This window comes from Eubacterium ramulus, from assembly GCF_045002895.1.
Lineage (GTDB): Bacteria > Bacillota > Clostridia > Lachnospirales > Lachnospiraceae > Eubacterium_I > Eubacterium_I ramulus.
Genome location: NZ_CP173382.1, coordinates 1,559,986 through 1,576,792 on the forward strand (window position 1 = coordinate 1,559,986; position 16,807 = coordinate 1,576,792).

Below are 16,807 nucleotides of genomic sequence, written 5' to 3' on the forward strand. Positions count from 1 at the left end.
CTTTGCATTGTTTTCGCATTTATATGCCAATGCGTATGTTAGCAGCATAACCCGTTTTCTATTTATCATCCAGTTTCAGAACACTCATAAACGCTTTCTGCGGGATCTCTACATTTCCGACCTGACGCATACGTTTTTTACCTTCTTTCTGTTTCTCCAGAAGTTTTCTCTTTCGGGAAATATCACCACCGTAACATTTCGCCAGTACGTCTTTGCGCATCGCACGAACAGTCTCACGCGCAATGACTTTTCCACCGACTGCCGCCTGAATCGGAACCTCAAACAGATGACGCGGAATCTCTTCTTTTAACTTCTCACACATCTTACGGCCACGCTCATATGCACTGCCTGAGAATACGATAAAGGAAAGTGCATCCACTTCTTCTTTATTAATAAGGATGTCCAGTTTTACCAGATCAGAACGGGTGTATCCCTTCATTTCATAATCGAAGGACGCATATCCCCTGGAACGGGATTTCAATGCGTCAAAAAAATCATAAATGATTTCATTTAACGGAAGATCATATTTGATCAGCGCACGTGTCTCCTCCATATATTCCATACTGATATAAATGCCTCGACGCTCCTGACACAAATCCATGATCGCACCAATGTACTCACTGGTTACCATGATCTCCGCACTTACCATCGGTTCTTCCATATAATCAATCTCAGACGGATCCGGCATATTGGACGGATTTGTCAGATCCATCACGGTTCCATCCGTTTTGTGAACTTTATAAATAACGCCAGGGGCTGTCGTTACCAGATCCAGATTATATTCGCGCTCCAGACGTTCCTGAATAATTTCCAGATGCAGCAAACCTAAAAATCCACAGCGGAAACCAAAGCCCAGTGCCGCAGATGTCTCCGGTTCAAACTGAAGTGCTGCATCGTTTAACTGCAGTTTTTCCAGCGCATCACGCAGATCCGGATATTTTGCACCATCAGACGGATACAGACCACAGTAAACCATTGGATTTACTTTCTTATAACCCGGCAACGGTTCTGCACACGGATTGGAACGGTTGGTGATCGTATCACCCACACGGGTATCCTGTACATTTTTGATACTAGCTGTGATATAACCTACCATGCCGGCAGATAATTCTTCGCAAGGGATAAACTGACCTGCGCCAAAATATCCGACCTCCACAACATCTGCTGTGGCACCTGTCGCCATCATTTTGATTGGCGTACCGACACGAACCGTACCTTCTTTGATACGACAGAAAACAATAACTCCTTTGTACGCATCGTACAGAGAGTCGAAAATCAACGCCTGCAGGGGAGCCTTCGGATCTCCCGTCGGAGCCGGGATTTTCTCCACGATCTGCTCCAGTACCTGATCGACATTCAGACCTGTTTTTGCGGAAATCTGTGGTGCATCATGCGCTTCCAGTCCGATGACATCCTCGATTTCTTCAATGACACGCTCCGGATCCGCACTAGGCAGATCGATTTTGTTGATCACCGGCATAACATCCAGATCATGATCCAGTGCCAGATATACATTGGCCAGTGTCTGCGCCTCAATGCCCTGTGCCGCATCTACGACAAGGATTGCACCATCACAGGCAGCCAGGCTTCGGGAAACCTCATAGTTAAAATCCACATGCCCCGGTGTGTCGATGAGATTGAAGATATACTCCTCTCCATCTTTTGCCTTGTAAATAATACGAACCGTCTGCGCTTTGATGGTAATACCACGCTCCCGCTCCAGATCCATATTATCTAATACCTGAGACTGCATTTCACGGCTGGTCAGCAAACCTGTCATTTCGATAATACGGTCTGCCAGGGTTGATTTTCCATGATCAATATGTGCAATAATACAAAAATTTCTGATTTTACTCTGATCTATCACTAAAATTCCTCCTAGTACATTGTCTCTCTTTTCTCAAAAGTGCATAAAAGCCCAATATATTGACAATATTAACATTGAAGCCGGAAAATAGCAAGTTTTCCATACAAAAACTGATCGATTAAATCTTACAAATCGTTACTATTCACACGCGCCATTCTCAAAACGTCCTTTCAGGACTTCTCCGTAGCTACGCTACTACTTTCCGCTCAACACCTTATCCAACACCTGTGCCAGCGGATCCATAGCATTCACTGCCTCCTGCAGCGTATTGGTCTGTGCCCCGACCTCGATCAGCAGCGATTTCGGGCAAAGATGCATGTTGTACCGATAACTTTTCAAATAAATTTTGCGTGTAAATCCCGGATACAGTTCCGTCGCCGCCAGCTGCATTTTCAGAGACATCGCCAGATTGTCTTCAATATAAGGATTGCGCAGATAATCAATATCTCCGGTAGCCGTTGTCTTGCTCAGCCCATTGAAAAACATCACCTGCGCCATATCCACACCATTGATGTTTGTTGCCAGCCGCGTCGTATCCGCCACACCGTCACGATGCAGATCGATCACCACTTCTATCGAAGGATGATCCTGCAATATTTTCTGAATAGCCGGAGCTGCTACATTATACGCATGATCCCGGTCTGTATCATAGATTCCCGTATCATGTAATACATGATAACCGTATGTATCCTGTAAAATCTGTGTCAGACGGTTTCCGACCGCGATCACGGATGTGTTTGGATCTCCCTCCACAGAATCCGCATAGCCTTCGGAACCATGGGTATGATAGATTAGAATCTGTGGTACATCTTCCGTAGTTTTCTGGATCGTGCAATTCTTATTCAGCAGATTTTGCACCACCAGCTGTGAACTGTTGATGGTAGTGGATTTGTCCACTGTATAATAATGCTGGATCAGATAATCAAAATCATTCAATTTTTCCAGCGATACGAGATTTTCCCCAGCCGACGCTGATGCTGATGCCGTCTCAACTGACGGATTACCATTTTCACCTGTCTGCGTATTCCCGGAACCTGTCTGGTCCACAAAAATGTCTTTATTTTCCTCTGAAGCATCCGCCGCCTGTGTCTCCTGCGGATCTTTCTTGGCCAGAATCTGCTCATAAGACAACTGACTCTCTGACTGCATATCATACATAGTTGTATCGTCTTCTTCTATATATAACGACTGTACCGCGCTGCCGGAAGCCAGCAGCGGTGCATACTGTTTCAGCATCTGATAACAGATCTGATATTGCAGCCGATTCCACAGATTGGTGTTATGGATCGCAAATACCGCTATAAGCGCAGTGAAAAACAGTACGAGGAAACCGGTTCCCCGCACTATCCAACGTACGCTTCTCTCTTTTCGCTTTCTTTTCCTTGTAACTTTTAACATTTTTCCCATATATACTATATATGAAATTGTGTCTGAATTATGCTTACATTTTATGGTTCTTTATTTCTTCCGCTTCTGCCATTTTACAGTATAATATTTCAAGCATAACCGATTACCCGCAAAACGCCAGATTGATGGCTTCGGATATCGTATAGCTCATCCGCTTGATCTCCGCATCAATATCCTTTGGTGTTACAAACATATGGTTCAACTGCGGAGACAGCAGTTCCCGGACCAGATTCCGGTGTTCCGCCTCTGTCAGTCTGTTCCACGAAGTCTTCAACGGCTGCAGGCTTTCCGCATGCGCCAGTTCATCAATCAGGGCAGACATAGAATCATAGACGATCGTCGCCGCTTCTACTACGGTCGGAATACCGATAGCGATGACCGGAATCCCTGTGGTTTCTTTTGTAATACTGTAACGGTGATTTCCCACACCGGAACCCGGATAGATTCCTGTATCTGTAATCTGGATCGTCCGGCCCAGACGGCGGACACTGCGGGCAGCCAGCGCATCTACCACGATCAGATAATCCGGTTTTACTTCGCGGATAATTCCTGTAATAATCTCCTGGCTTTCCATGCCTGTCTGGGCCATAACGCCGGGCACAATGGCACTGACGGGCTGCACCTGCTCATTTTCATAGGCCCGTCTGCCAAATTCTTTTATAATATGCCGTGTGATATACAGATTATCTGCCACCTGCGGTCCCAACGCATCCGGTGTCACAAGACGATTGCCAAGGCCGGCTACCAGGATAGACGTACCCTCCAGCTCATGCTTCGCTTGTGCGAATCCCTTTCTGCTTACTTTTTTCTGATTTTCAGTACTTTCTTTATAATTCTTTTGTTTATCACAAACCGGGATCAGTTCTTTCAGAATCTCTGCCAGACGCTTTGATATCTCCCGGTGATAATCCTCATCATCTTCGATCATCTCAGCTGCTTCCAGTGTAATATAAGTTCCTTTCGGTTTTCCCATCTGTTTTGCACCATTCTCTGTAGTGATCCGCACCGTCGTAATGCGGATCTGTTCTTCCCCATAATCTTCTTCCGTGACTGAAATTCCTTTCGTCTCTTCCTGTGCTTTGGTGATCCGTTCATTTTCCTCTACTGCAAGGTCTGTTCTGACTTCAAACATATAAAAACACCCCGATTTCTTCTAAGTTTTCATAGTATTGTAAAAAGTACAAACAATTATACCAATTTTTTCATTTTTTTCGGTTTTTCTCTTGACAATTCCAATTTCTGACCCTATAATATATGAGTATGTTTACATTAGTTCGTCCGTGTCCGGCTTTAATGTAACAATCATTTAAGAATTCTCAGCATGGGAGGTGTACAGATTGGCTAACATTAAATCAGCAAAGAAAAGAATCTTAGTTGCGCAGACAAAGACAGAAAGAAATAAATCTATCCGTTCTTCAGTGAAAACAGCTATTAAAAAAGTAGAGGCAGCTGTTGCAGCAAATGATAAAGAAGCAGCTTCTGCAGCATTAGTATCCGCTACTTCCGTTATCAGCAAAGCTGAATCTAAAGGTGTTTATCACAAAAACAATGCTTCCAGAAAAATTGCTCGTTTAGCAAAATTAGTGAACAGCATTGCGTAACAAGTGCGAATAAATACGAATTAATAAAGAACAATTGGTGCCGTCATACCAATTGTTCTTTTTTTTGCAATTATCTTATTATCAAAAACAAAAAACTATGTGTATTTTTCTAAAGCGTGCAAGTGTGCTATTGCACATTTACACGCTTGTTGTTATAACAGATAGTATCAGAATATTTTACAACATATTATTTCGTATAATTGGCCAGATTTTCCAGCACTTCTGCCGCTTTTCCTGAATCAATCGCTTCTTTTGCAAGAATGATTCCATCTGCAATACTCTCAGCCTTTCCGCCGATATAAAGTGCCGCACCTGCGTTCAGCAGTACGATCTCACGTTTTGCTCCCCGCTCTTCCCCGGAGAGGATTGCACGGGTAATCTCTGCATTTTCTGCGGCCGTTCCGCCCTGCAGTTCTGCCAGATCTACGGTCTTGAATCCAAAGTCTTCCGGTACAATCTCATAGGTTTCTACTATTCCATCTTTTAGTTCTGATACAACAGTCTTTGTACTCAATGTAATCTCATCCATATGATCTCTGCCACTGACTACCAGAGCACGTTTGACACCAAGCTGCCCCATAACAGATGCAATGATTTCTGTCAGTGCCGGATCATAGACACCGACTACCATACCCTTTGCTCCGGATGGGTTTGCCAGAGGACCAAGGATATTGAATACGGTACGGATTCCCATCTCGCTTCGCGCCTGTCCCACAAACCGCATGGATTTGTTAAAGGTCTGTGCAAACATAAATCCAATGCCGACTTCATCCACGCATGCTTCTACTTTTTCCGGTTCCATCATGATATTTACACCAAGCTGCTCCAATACATCACCGGCACCGCTCTTGCTGGAAATGGAACGATTGCCATGTTTTGCCACAGAAACACCGGCTGCTGCCGTCACGATGGCAGATGTCGTAGAAATATTGAAAGAATACGTGCAATCCCCTCCGGTTCCAACCAGATCAATATAATGATCGGAATGCGGATGAATATGCTCTGCTTTATCTGCCAGCACAGAAGCCAGACCAGCGATTTCATCAATCGTCTCTCCTTTCATCCGCAATCCGGTCAGAAAAGCTCCGATCTGAGCCTGTGTAGCTGCACCGGTCAGAAGAAGTTCCATGACTTCTCCTGCCTCTTCCCCGGTCAGATCCTGTCTGTCTGCTACTCTCTGAATTGCCTGTTTCATATCCATAATACTAATTACTCCTTTTTCACAACCAACTGTTCATAAGACTCACCCGAATTTCATACTCAAATCTTATGAAAATCAAGCATTTTTTATTTCAACTCTGTCTTAAAAGTCTGAATATATGCTTTTGCCACATCCAGATCATACTGATTTTCTTCCATCAAGTTAATAAAATGAGAACCAACGATGGCACCATCAATAATATCCTTCATTGGTGCTACATCTGCTGCAGTACGAATACCAAATCCCATCATGATCGGAATCTGAGCCTGCTCTTTTACTGATTTCAGATAAGAAATAACTTCTTTATGGAAGCTTGCACCCTGACCGGTGACACCCATGGATGATACGCAGTACACAAATCCTTTTGCATCTTTCAGAATTTCCGGAATACGTTTACCGGATACCGGTGCTACCAGCTGAATCAGGATTGTTGCATTCTGTTTTGCCAGTGCATCTTTTAACGGCTGCTGTTCTTCCAATGGAAGATCCGGAATGATCAGTCCATCCACACCGACCTTAGCACATTTCTCCGCAAACGCTTCTAATCCATAATGAAGCACGGTATTGTAATACATCATAAATACGATTGGCAGTTCACATCCATCTTTTCGGACTCCATCCACCAGTTCAAAACATTTCCTTAAGTTGGTTCCCTTTAAAATAGAACGATAGGACGCATCCTGAATGACCGGTCCGTCTGCTGCCGGATCAGAAAACGGAATACCAAGTTCCAGAATATCCAGACCTGCTTCCTCCTGTGCACGGATCAGCTTTGCGCAATGCTCCATATCCGGAAGTCCTGCAGTAATATATGTAATAAATGCTTTTACCTTTTTTTCCTGTAATGTCTGTAATTTTTTCTCTATACGGTTCATGATCTTCTACTCCAATTTATTTTCCTTGATTCTTTCACTTCTGATTTCAGTGTAATAACAAATAGCATGTGTTTTATCCTTAGTTCAAATAACCTTTCCCTGCCAGATAGTTCGCAATCGTATTGACATCTTTGTCGCCGCGTCCGGACAGACACACGATCATGGACTGCTCCGGTCTCATTTCTTTTGCCTTTTTAAAGGCATATGCCATGGCATGTGCACTTTCGATGGCCGGAATGATTCCTTCCAGTTCGCATAATTCCATCAGTGCGTCCATTGCCTCTTTATCCGTGATCGATACATACTGTGCTCTGCCACTGTCACGCAGATATGCATGTTCCGGTCCCACACCCGGATAATCCAGTCCTGCCGAAATGGAATGTGCCAGCTGAATGTTTCCATCTTCATCCTGCAGCAGATAGGAACGCATGCCATGCAAGGTTCCCGGCTCTCCAAGAGCCATAGCTGCCGCATGTTTTCCTGTCTCTACACCAAGTCCTGCTGCTTCCACACCAATCAGCTGTACCTCTTTTTCCTCGATAAATTCTGCAAACATACCGATGGAATTAGAACCGCCACCTACGCAGGCCATAACCACATCCGGAAGTTTTCCTTCAGCCTTGTAATGCTGCGTTTTTGCTTCTTTACTAATGACACGCTGGAACTCTTTAACCATCTTCGGATACGGATACGGACCTACGGCAGAACCAATAACATAGAACGTATCCTCTGCTGTTTTTGCCCAGGTGCGGATTGCCTCGTTTGTCGCATCTTTTAAGGTGTTGCTTCCTGACTCTACGCTGACTACTTTTGCCCCAAGCATCTCCATACGCATTACGTTTAATGCCTGACGCTCAATGTCTTCTTTTCCCATGTAAACGGTGCATTCCATGTCAAACAGTGCTGCGCCGGTTGCGGTTGCCACACCGTGCTGACCTGCTCCGGTCTCTGCAATGACTTTTTTCTTACCCATACGTTTTGCCAGCAGGATCTGACCGATCACGTTGTTGATCTTGTGCGCACCGGTATGATTTAAGTCTTCCCGTTTCAAATATATTTTGGTGCCGTATTTTTTGCTGAGACGCTCTGCATAATACAGCGGTGTCTCACGTCCTACATACTGCTTCAGGTAATAATTGTACTGCTTGATAAACTCCGGATCTCTGATGGCTGCCTCAAATGCCTCATCCAGTTCCTCTAAAGTATTCATTAATGACTCAGACACATACTGTCCTCCAAATTCTCCGTAATATGTATTTTTCTTGTTCATAGTTTTAACCTTTCTGTCTTTCTCAAATGTTACGTTGCATTTTTTGGTAAAGCGGACATTCGCAATCCGCTTTCACTACCTGCTCTCCAAATCTTATTAAAGCAATGTCTCAACAATGCTTCACAGCGGAAATAAATTTGCGGATCAAATCTGCATCTTTAACTCCGTTTCGTTCCACGCCACTGCTGACATCCACCACATCCGGATGCAACATCCGAATTCCGTTTTGCACATTTTCTATATTCAGACCGCCTGCCAGAATAAACTGACGGTTTTGTATTTTCAGTTTTTCAGGAAACACAAATGTCTGTTCTTCTGCTTCCCATCCGAAAGTTTTGCCGGATCCGTATTCTGCTCCGTCTACCACATACCCCCGGATATTGGATGACTGTACAAACAGCTCATCTGCATTTTCCGCTGTACTTCCTGCGATATTCACTGCCTGCCACAATGCCAGACCTCCGTCTGACTGACAATCCGCCGGGATGGTCCCGTGAATCTGGATCAAATCAAATCCCATATCATTGAATCTTCCTACTTCGTCTTGGGATGGGCTGACGCACACCGCAACTGACCGGATCTTCGGATTTTTCTTCAATTCTTTTATTAGCATCTCTGCTTTTTCATAGCTGACATTTCGTTTGCTTTTTTCAAAAAAAACAATTCCCGCATAATCAGCACCGTATGCATTGACTGCTTCGATGTCCTCCGGTCTGCTCAGACCGCATATTTTTACTTTCGTCATCTCTTCACACTTTCTGTAACTTTTGTTTTACAATCTGTTGTAAAGCGGACATTTGCAATCCGCTTTCGCTACTTGCTCATGAATGCAGTCGCTTTTTCACTCTATTACAGTGCTTTCCAGTGTTTTGCCAATTCCTGCGGATTAGCGGCTTCCATAAATGCACGTCCGATCAAAAATGCATCCACACGGCATTCTTTCAGATATTTCACATCCTCATCTGATACGATACCGCTCTCTGCTACAAAAACGCGGTCATCCGGAACCATCTTACTCAGACGCTTTGTAGTATCAAGTTTAATTGTGAAATCTCTGAGATCCCGGTTGTTGACACCGACAATCTTCGCTCCGCAATTTAATGCCCTATCCATTTGTTCTTCCGTATGAGCTTCAAACAGAGCATCTAGTCCCAGTTCCGTGGTCAGCTGATAAAAATCTTTCATCTGCACATCATCCAAAATTCCGGTAATCAGAAGAATTGCATTGGCACCGATCACTTTTGCCTCATAAAACTGATATTCATCGATCATAAAATCCTTCCGTAATATCGGAAGTGGTGAAATTTCCCGGATTTCTTTCAGATAATGCACAGTTCCAAGAAAGTGGTCCTCTTCTGTCAGACAAGATATACAGTCTACAGATGCATTATATTCGTCGATCCGTTTTGTCAGATCAATCTGACTGTTGATATTCCCGAGACTTGGTGAAGCCTTTTTGAATTCTCCGATAATGGAGATTCCCGGTTTTGCAAGACCCTCATAAAAACTTGCCGGATGTGCCTCACACTTTTCCGCCATCTTGCGCATCTCCGCCATTGAAATGCGGGATTTATGTTCCACCAACCGTACTTTTTTATCTTCCACAATTTTATCTAATATCATCTTTTTTACTCCTCTACACACCTTCACAACTCACTCGCACCATTTGTCACTATGCGATCAGCTCATTTCTCATTCTTCTCGACTGAGGTAAACTGTGACAAAAAGTTTTCCATCATGCGTTTTCCGTGTTCGGTATACACGGACTCCGGATGGAATTGTAATCCGATCACCGGATATTTTTTATGCTGCATAGCCATTATTTCTCCATCCTCTGTGGTGGCCAGCACTTCCAGACAATCCGGAAGATTGTCTGCAGACACCGCCAGAGAATGATATCTGGCTACCCGGATTGGAGACTCGATTCCGTCAAAAATTCCGGTTCCAGTGTGATGGATCAGGGACTGCTTTCCATGATACAGCTGTTTTGCATAAGTAACGGTTCCCCCCAGTGCCTCACCGATGGTCTGGTGTCCGAGACAGATGCCAAGGATTGGAATCTTGTCATAAAACTCCTTCACCACATCCAGGCAGATACCGGCTTCCTTCGGGCTTTTCGGTCCCGGTGAAAGTACAATCTTCTCCGGTGCCATCTTGCAGATTTCCTCAATGGTGATCTTATCGTTTCGAACCACCTCAATATCCTCCCGAAAGATTCCCATATATTGATATAAGTTGTATGTAAATGAATCGTAATTATCGATCAGTAAAATCATAATGCTTCCTCCGCTACCAGTGTTTTTGCCAATGCCATGGCTTTGTTACAACACTCCTGATATTCCTTTTCCGGAACGGAATCTGCGACAATTCCGGCGCCGGCCTGAAGATATACGTTTTCTCCTTTTTTAATCATTGTCCGGATCGTGATACAGAAATCCATGTCCCCGGAAAAGTCCACATATCCGGTAGCTCCACCGTACAGGCCTCTGCGTACTGTCTCCAGTTCATCAATGATCTCCATGGCACGAATCTTCGGGGCTCCGCTTAATGTTCCTGCCGGAAGAAAGGATGCCACAAGATCAAATGGATGATACGTTCCTTTTTTTCGCCCCTCCACCAAAGATACAATGTGCATCACATGAGAGTAATACTGAATTTTCATAAAATCTGTCACTTTGACGCTTCCAAACTCGCTGACCCGTCCCATATCATTTCTTGCCAGATCCACCAACATGACATGTTCCGCTTTTTCTTTTTCATCTGCTAACAGTTCATCCGTCAGACGTTTGTCTTCATCTTTTGTTTTTCCTCTCGGTCTTGTTCCGGCAATCGGACAGGTATATACCCGTTTTCCCTGCTGCTTCACGATCATTTCCGGAGAACTTCCGATGACTTCAAAGGATCCAAAATTAAAGTAGTACAGATACGGAGATGGATTCAGTTCCCGCAGTTCCCGGTACAGATCAAATCCGCTCTGCTTTGTCTCCAGTGTCCATCTCTGGGATAATACTGTCTGAAAAATGTGCCCTTCCCGGATATAGTGTTTGATTTTTTCAACTTTTGCACTATATTCTTCCAGCGTATCTGACTGGCGTATGATCCTGCCGTCCCGCTGAAACCGAAATGCACTGGCCTGACCTCTGCTTTTTCTGGCTTCCCGGATCATGTTTTCTGCCTCTTCCAGCGCTTGCCGTTTTCCATCTTCATCATCGGATCTCAGCACCACGGCTGTCATAGTCTCTGCCACACGATCGATCATCAGGAACTTTGTCATCAACATCATCTGAATGGTCTCAATGCCGATTTCATCCGGATTATCGTCCGGAAGGACTTCTGTATATCGGATAAAATCATAACCAAGCTGTCCCACCATTCCACCGGAGAAATTCAGCTCCGCATGATCATTTTTTATCTCAAATTCACTGTAATATGCTTTCAGCTGATTCAGCGGATTTCCTTTCCGAACTTCTCTGCTGCCATCCGCTCTGGTAATCACCAGGGACTGTCCCTCGGAAGAAATCAGTTCCTCCGGTTCCGCTCCCATAAACGTATAACGGTCATAATTTTTATCATAGCTTTCCAACAGGAATCCAACTTTATTTCCCACAAGATTCTGATACATGCCAATTGCAGTTTCATTTACAATACTGACGGTTTTTTTGTAAACTCTCAATGTACGCTTCATTTTTCCAGTCCTTTCTATCCGGTAACACTTTCCGTGGATATCCAAAGGAATGATTACGAACCTTTTCTCTTTTCTGATTTTAAATCAAAAAAACCCTGGCCGTGAATTCTCACAGCCAGGGACGAATATACGTTTCGTGGTGCCACCCTTTATTCATTGTGCTCTGCACAACCTCAATCCGATACGGAATCTCTTCGATATCTTTCCCCTGTAACGTGAGGACACGGCATCCGCTACTTACAGCCACCTGTGTTCGCTTTGCATCTCACAAATCCATTCCCTTTATACTTACCTGCCGGAATCTCACCATCACCGACTCTCTGTAAAGCAGTGCCATAAAGGTACTCCTTTTGTTCTTTGATTTTATTCTCTGTCATTTGTTTTTTGACATGGTAGCACGTTACCACGCTGATGTCAATATTTTTTTCAAAATCAATTCCTACTTTTTTACTCTGTAAGTAAATATGCCCTGCATATCACAGATTCCTTTTACAAATTTCATCAGAATCTGTGATATGCAAGGCATTTATCCTTACAAGAAAAATATTAACATATCAATAATAAATACTGGTATCAGGAACCGCAGCGACCAAGTCATATATCCAAAAAAGGACGGCATGCGGATACCGTTTTCCTCCGCAATAGATTTTACCATGAAATTCGGCGCGTTACCGATATATGTATTGGCTCCCATAAATACCGCTCCACAGGAGATTGCCTCCAGCATAATCTGCGGTACGATACCAACACTCGTCTGCAGACCTGCAGTTGCACCCAGCGTTCCTGCAGTGGTAAGAAATACCAGATATGTCGGTGTATTATCCAGAAAACTGGACATGGCACCGGTTACCCAGAACATCTGCCACGGTTCGGTCAGACCAAGCTCTGCACCTTTTGCTTTCAAAATCAGAAGTGCCGGGATCATCGTAATAAAAATACCAATAAACAGCACTGCCACTTCCTGAATAGCACCCCAGGAAAAATGGTTGTCCTCTCTTACACTTTTATTTGTTGTCTTGAAAGAAAGAAAGGCTGCTGCCAGAATAATCACAACCTCTATGATAGCCGCATAGGTAAGTTTTACTTCTCCGAATATGTGGATTCCTCCTCCAAATACTTTTGTAGATGGAAGTATACCACTTAAAATAACAGCTACTACAATTGCTGCCAGGAAAATAATATTATGTGCACCTACGACACGGATTGCCTCTTTCTCACCTTTTGCTACTTCCGGTACAATACCTTCCGCCAGATCCTTACGGTAAGCCCTGGAATCCAGAATATAGAAGATCACAAGCAGGATCACAACATTTAAAACCATAATTGGAATCAGACGCAGGCTCCAGAAGAATGGAACATTACGCATAAATCCCATCAGCAATGGCGGATCTCCTACCGGTGTCAGACATCCTCCGATATTGGATACCAAAAAAATAAAGAACACAACGACCTGCGTCTTTCTGGAACGCCATTTATTTGCACGGATCAGCGGACGAATCATAACCATGCTGGCACCCGTCGTACCAATCCAGCTGGATAACAGTGTACCGATCAGAAGCAAGATTACGTTTACCTTCGGTGATCCACGCAGCTCTCCTTCAATAGTAATATTGCCGGATACACAAAATAATCCAAACAACAACACAATAAATGTAAAATAGTCACCTACAATTACTTCCAGCAATTGCTCACTCATTACGCCAAAGCCATAGCGAATAGCAAACGGAATCAAAAACAACAGTGACCAACCTATAACTGCATATTTCTGATTTCTTTCCCACCAGGCTGGTTTTACCAGTGGAAAAACCGCGATACTAAGCAGCATTCCTAAAAATGGAATGCAAAATAACAATGAAATTGAATTGCCCAAATCCATTGATGATACCTCCAGTCCTATACTTAAAATCTAATCAATCACAATTTGTTTAGCCAATCCCATCTATCTGATTTCAGTTCAGTAGCTTTTTGTACTGCTCAGCGCAAAGCGTTCATTCGCAATCAATTCCCTTACATCAGATAGAGGTTCTCATTGTTAATGCTTATATGATCGCCGGAAGATTCCAGATTCTCCCTCAGTGGATAACCTTTTTTCATATTTTTATTTATAATATATCCTGTGTGCAGCATTGTGGCATTTTCCGTATCCGAAATCGGAACTACTTCTGTCTGCCCGATATCTGCTTCCGCATACCATACCTGATATTCATCTGCCCGTGGCAGAGATATATCCATACTCTCATCATCCAGACAAATCACATGGTTCAGTTCCGTTTCCGGCATATCAAGCAACGCAAGATCTTTCTCCATCTGGCGAAGCATATGCACACGTTCGATACTTTTCTCTCTCTGTGGCAGAAGTACAAAATCATCACTGCCTTCAAATCCATAGGTATGATTCAAGCTCTGCACTTCACTCACATAATATTCTAATTTATCTTTTTCTTCCCGTTCTTCCTTATTCTCCAGCACTTCATATTCCCATGCCATGTTCTCCATACTGTATACATTCAGATCCCATGCACGGTACAATGCCTGTGTGGATGCACGCATCTCACTAATTGAAATTCCAAGGATCAGTGGTACAAGCAGAAAAAGACAAATTCCTCTTTGTATTATACTTGTCGTATAGTTTCGCTTCATACTCAACCCCGCCTTTTATCCGTACAATTATAATACAAAACTTTCAAAAAGAACAGATAAAAATCGCATTTTTATATACATATTCTTTCTCATTTTATGCAAAAAAATCCTTCGCATATTTTATAATTTCTTTTTCCATTAAATGCTGTTTTTTTTCATACCCTATTCCTCTTTGTGTAACCATTTATAATCTTGTTACAAACTCAACTGCATTTTTTATATCATCTTCATCTGGATGCCCTTTTGCAATTCCACCCACCAGTTTAAATGGACCAAATGTGTCATAACCCTTGCATCCGAATTTTCCTATCACTTTAGAACGCTTCTTGTCCAAAATCTGCTCTATGGATTTATAATTCGCACTTCCACCATACGTACCGAGCAGAAATATCTTTTTGTCATCCGGTAGATTTTTCTCTGCAAACTCCAATATCAACTGATGAAATTTTGAAAAATAGATTCCTGATGCAAACCCGATCATATCATAACTGCTCAGATCTGCATCTGGCTGGTTTACAGCATCTATCAAATCGACCTGGCACGCTTCTGCTATGCCCTTTACTAATTTTTCTGTATTTCCATGATGTACAGATACATATACAATTGCTTTTCTCATTTGTTTTCCTTTCTGCTTAATATCTCCACCAGTCATTTTTCCTTAAGTTTCTATAAAAATAACCCTTACAAACAGTGTCACCACCATTCGAAAGGGTTATTATCATTTCAGAAATTTAACACAATCTTTGATTATGCGTTCATCTGATTTGCGACTTTTGGATTACATTCCAGCCTGATTTGCGAACTTTGTAATTACACTCCTGCCTGTATTGCTACCTATATATAATACAGCTATGTATTTATCACCACTTTCAAGGAATTTCTCTTTCTAGCTTATTGACGATTTCCGGTGTTCCCCAAATTTTTAAGTTGGGGAATAATTTTGAGCATTTGTTGCTTGATTTCAATTTCATTTTTTATCATTTGGGGAATCCTTTTTATAAAGTTGGGGAATATTTTCGTTCCCCAACTTCAATTCATAGCATCATTTTTCAATCTCTATTTCTAAAGAAATCCTCATACTCCTTTTTTACCCTTCTATTTTCAGGAAACATATCTCTTTCCACCAATAACTGTGACGCTCTCCAATCTTCTTCACTTCTCATAGATTCAAAACTTTTTCTAACTGCTTTAACATCTCTACCATGTATAAGACTGTCAACCAACATATCGTCCTGTCGTAAAGCACTTCTAGATAATAAATGCCAATATCCCATTGATATATTACTTGAAGCTGTTACTCTTTTTAATTTATATTTATTTTTCCCAGGCTTAAGCATTTTAAAATTAAATTCCTTTTGTAACAAGTCAACGTACTTTGTTCTCATTTCCTTTATACTATTATTTTTCCAAAATACTATATATATAATAGCATTTCCAAATCTTAGACACAATGTAGCCTCGGAACCAGAAATTATGACTCTATTATAATCTAACGGCAAATCATGCAGCATAGACAAACCTAATGCTGTTCCAATAAGTCTAGGCTCCTCAACTATTTCTAAGGGTTTATATTCATAACATCGTTCTGGTAATGGTGTTGTATTGACATGTACACCCATAAAAACATTAAAAGCATCAGGCATTTCTTTATCTTCCAATATGCATTCAATATATTTCGTTATAAAAGAACAATCCGTTTTTCGACTTCTCATATAGTTATATGTAATTTTTATTATCCACTTGACAAAAATACTATAATCTATTTCTTTTTCTATCTCTGAGTCTTTCAAATTATAATCTATTTCTTCTAAAAATTGTTCTTTTATCAATTTTCCACCATATTGATCTAACCCAGACAAAATGCCATTATTACATTCACTACATACATCTGCAATTGTTAAGCCAAAATTATCTTTAAATGTTCTCTCCGGGGTAAACGAAACATCCTGTTCTGGAAAAAGCTCTAACAAAACCTGTGGAAAAATATGTTCTGCTGATCTTTTTCGATTTGAATCAAATTCTTTTTTGCAGTAGGCACATTCTTTCTTTTTCAAATAACGCCCTCTTTTCTCCAATATATTTTTTCTCTTATTATAACCATATTTTCTTTCTATTTCTAGTAAACTATACATATTTATAATTTTATAATCAACAGTGGCTCATAGCCGAAATTCTAGCTCTTCGAATTTCTTCATTATAATATTCTTCCGGTGTCTGTGTCTTCGCCACTCCAAATTTCTTAATTTCTTCTTCCATTATAT

15 protein-coding genes and 1 other annotated feature are annotated in these 16,807 nt (G+C 42.1%); of the genes, 1 reads left to right on the forward strand and 14 read right to left on the reverse strand.

What is annotated here, in order from left to right:
- Positions 1-58: 58 nt before the first annotated feature.
- The 3 genes from lepA to gpr form a co-directional block, all read right to left on the reverse strand.
- On the reverse strand, positions 59-1,867 hold the full coding sequence (lepA, locus tag ACIRUQ_RS07375) for a translation elongation factor 4 (protein ID WP_021740104.1): 1,809 nt from the start codon (positions 1,865-1,867) through the stop codon (positions 59-61).
- 195 nt (positions 1,868-2,062) lie between these two features.
- On the reverse strand, positions 2,063-3,274 hold the full coding sequence (gene spoIIP / locus ACIRUQ_RS07380; protein WP_070103933.1) for a stage II sporulation protein P: 1,212 nt from the start codon (positions 3,272-3,274) through the stop codon (positions 2,063-2,065).
- A gap of 103 nt (positions 3,275-3,377) precedes the next feature.
- Positions 3,378-4,406 carry a GPR endopeptidase gene (gene gpr / locus ACIRUQ_RS07385; protein ID WP_055289114.1) on the reverse strand — a complete coding sequence of 343 codons (1,029 nt, stop codon included), beginning with the start codon at positions 4,404-4,406 and terminating at the stop codon, positions 3,378-3,380.
- A gap of 205 nt (positions 4,407-4,611) precedes the next feature.
- Here gpr and rpsT point away from each other — a divergent pair, with 205 nt between their 5' ends.
- Positions 4,612-4,875, forward strand: coding sequence for a 30S ribosomal protein S20 (gene rpsT, locus ACIRUQ_RS07390; RefSeq protein WP_022036345.1), 264 nt, complete (start codon positions 4,612-4,614; stop codon positions 4,873-4,875).
- A gap of 187 nt (positions 4,876-5,062) precedes the next feature.
- On the opposite strand, the gene trpD is transcribed toward rpsT, so the two are convergent.
- The 11 genes from trpD to ACIRUQ_RS07445 all read right to left on the reverse strand — a co-directional run bounded on the left by trpD (position 5,063) and on the right by ACIRUQ_RS07445 (position 16,600).
- On the reverse strand, positions 5,063-6,070 hold the full coding sequence (gene trpD / locus ACIRUQ_RS07395; protein ID WP_055289235.1) for an anthranilate phosphoribosyltransferase: 1,008 nt from the start codon (positions 6,068-6,070) through the stop codon (positions 5,063-5,065).
- Positions 6,071-6,162: 92 nt separating this feature from the next.
- Entirely contained in the window at positions 6,163-6,951 is a 789-nt protein-coding gene (gene trpA, locus ACIRUQ_RS07400; protein ID WP_055289115.1) for a tryptophan synthase subunit alpha, read from the reverse strand.
- 79 nt (positions 6,952-7,030) lie between these two features.
- Positions 7,031-8,221 (reverse strand): tryptophan synthase subunit beta, encoded by a 1,191-nt coding sequence (gene trpB / locus ACIRUQ_RS07405; RefSeq protein ID WP_055289117.1) that lies wholly within the window; start codon positions 8,219-8,221, stop codon positions 7,031-7,033.
- A 109-nt stretch (positions 8,222-8,330) separates the two neighbouring features.
- On the reverse strand, positions 8,331-8,966 hold the full coding sequence (locus ACIRUQ_RS07410) for a phosphoribosylanthranilate isomerase (RefSeq protein ID WP_055289119.1): 636 nt from the start codon (positions 8,964-8,966) through the stop codon (positions 8,331-8,333).
- Positions 8,967-9,070: 104 nt separating this feature from the next.
- Positions 9,071-9,844: an indole-3-glycerol phosphate synthase TrpC gene (gene trpC / locus ACIRUQ_RS07415; RefSeq protein ID WP_055289122.1), complete on the reverse strand. Its 774-nt coding sequence runs from the start codon at positions 9,842-9,844 to the stop codon at positions 9,071-9,073.
- Positions 9,845-9,906: 62 nt separating this feature from the next.
- Positions 9,907-10,497, reverse strand: a complete 591-nt coding sequence (locus ACIRUQ_RS07420) for an aminodeoxychorismate/anthranilate synthase component II (RefSeq protein ID WP_021740095.1) — start codon at positions 10,495-10,497, stop codon at positions 9,907-9,909.
- Positions 10,494-11,906: an anthranilate synthase component I gene (trpE, locus tag ACIRUQ_RS07425; RefSeq protein ID WP_055289125.1), complete on the reverse strand. Its 1,413-nt coding sequence runs from the start codon at positions 11,904-11,906 to the stop codon at positions 10,494-10,496. The genes ACIRUQ_RS07420 and trpE overlap by 4 nt, the downstream gene beginning before the upstream one ends.
- A gap of 114 nt (positions 11,907-12,020) precedes the next feature.
- Positions 12,021-12,273: a binding site (T-box leader), on the reverse strand.
- A 165-nt stretch (positions 12,274-12,438) separates the two neighbouring features.
- Positions 12,439-13,782 (reverse strand): sodium:proton antiporter, encoded by a 1,344-nt coding sequence (locus ACIRUQ_RS07430; protein ID WP_172679868.1) that lies wholly within the window; start codon positions 13,780-13,782, stop codon positions 12,439-12,441.
- Positions 13,783-13,913: 131 nt separating this feature from the next.
- A complete protein-coding gene (locus tag ACIRUQ_RS07435; protein WP_055289127.1) occupies positions 13,914-14,546 on the reverse strand; it encodes a hypothetical protein in 633 nt (210 codons plus the stop codon).
- A 184-nt stretch (positions 14,547-14,730) separates the two neighbouring features.
- Positions 14,731-15,162, reverse strand: a complete 432-nt coding sequence (locus tag ACIRUQ_RS07440) for a flavodoxin family protein (RefSeq protein ID WP_055289239.1) — start codon at positions 15,160-15,162, stop codon at positions 14,731-14,733.
- Between the two features lie 433 nt (positions 15,163-15,595).
- A complete protein-coding gene (locus ACIRUQ_RS07445; protein ID WP_055289129.1) occupies positions 15,596-16,600 on the reverse strand; it encodes a hypothetical protein in 1,005 nt (334 codons plus the stop codon).
- Positions 16,601-16,807: the final 207 nt, after the last annotated feature.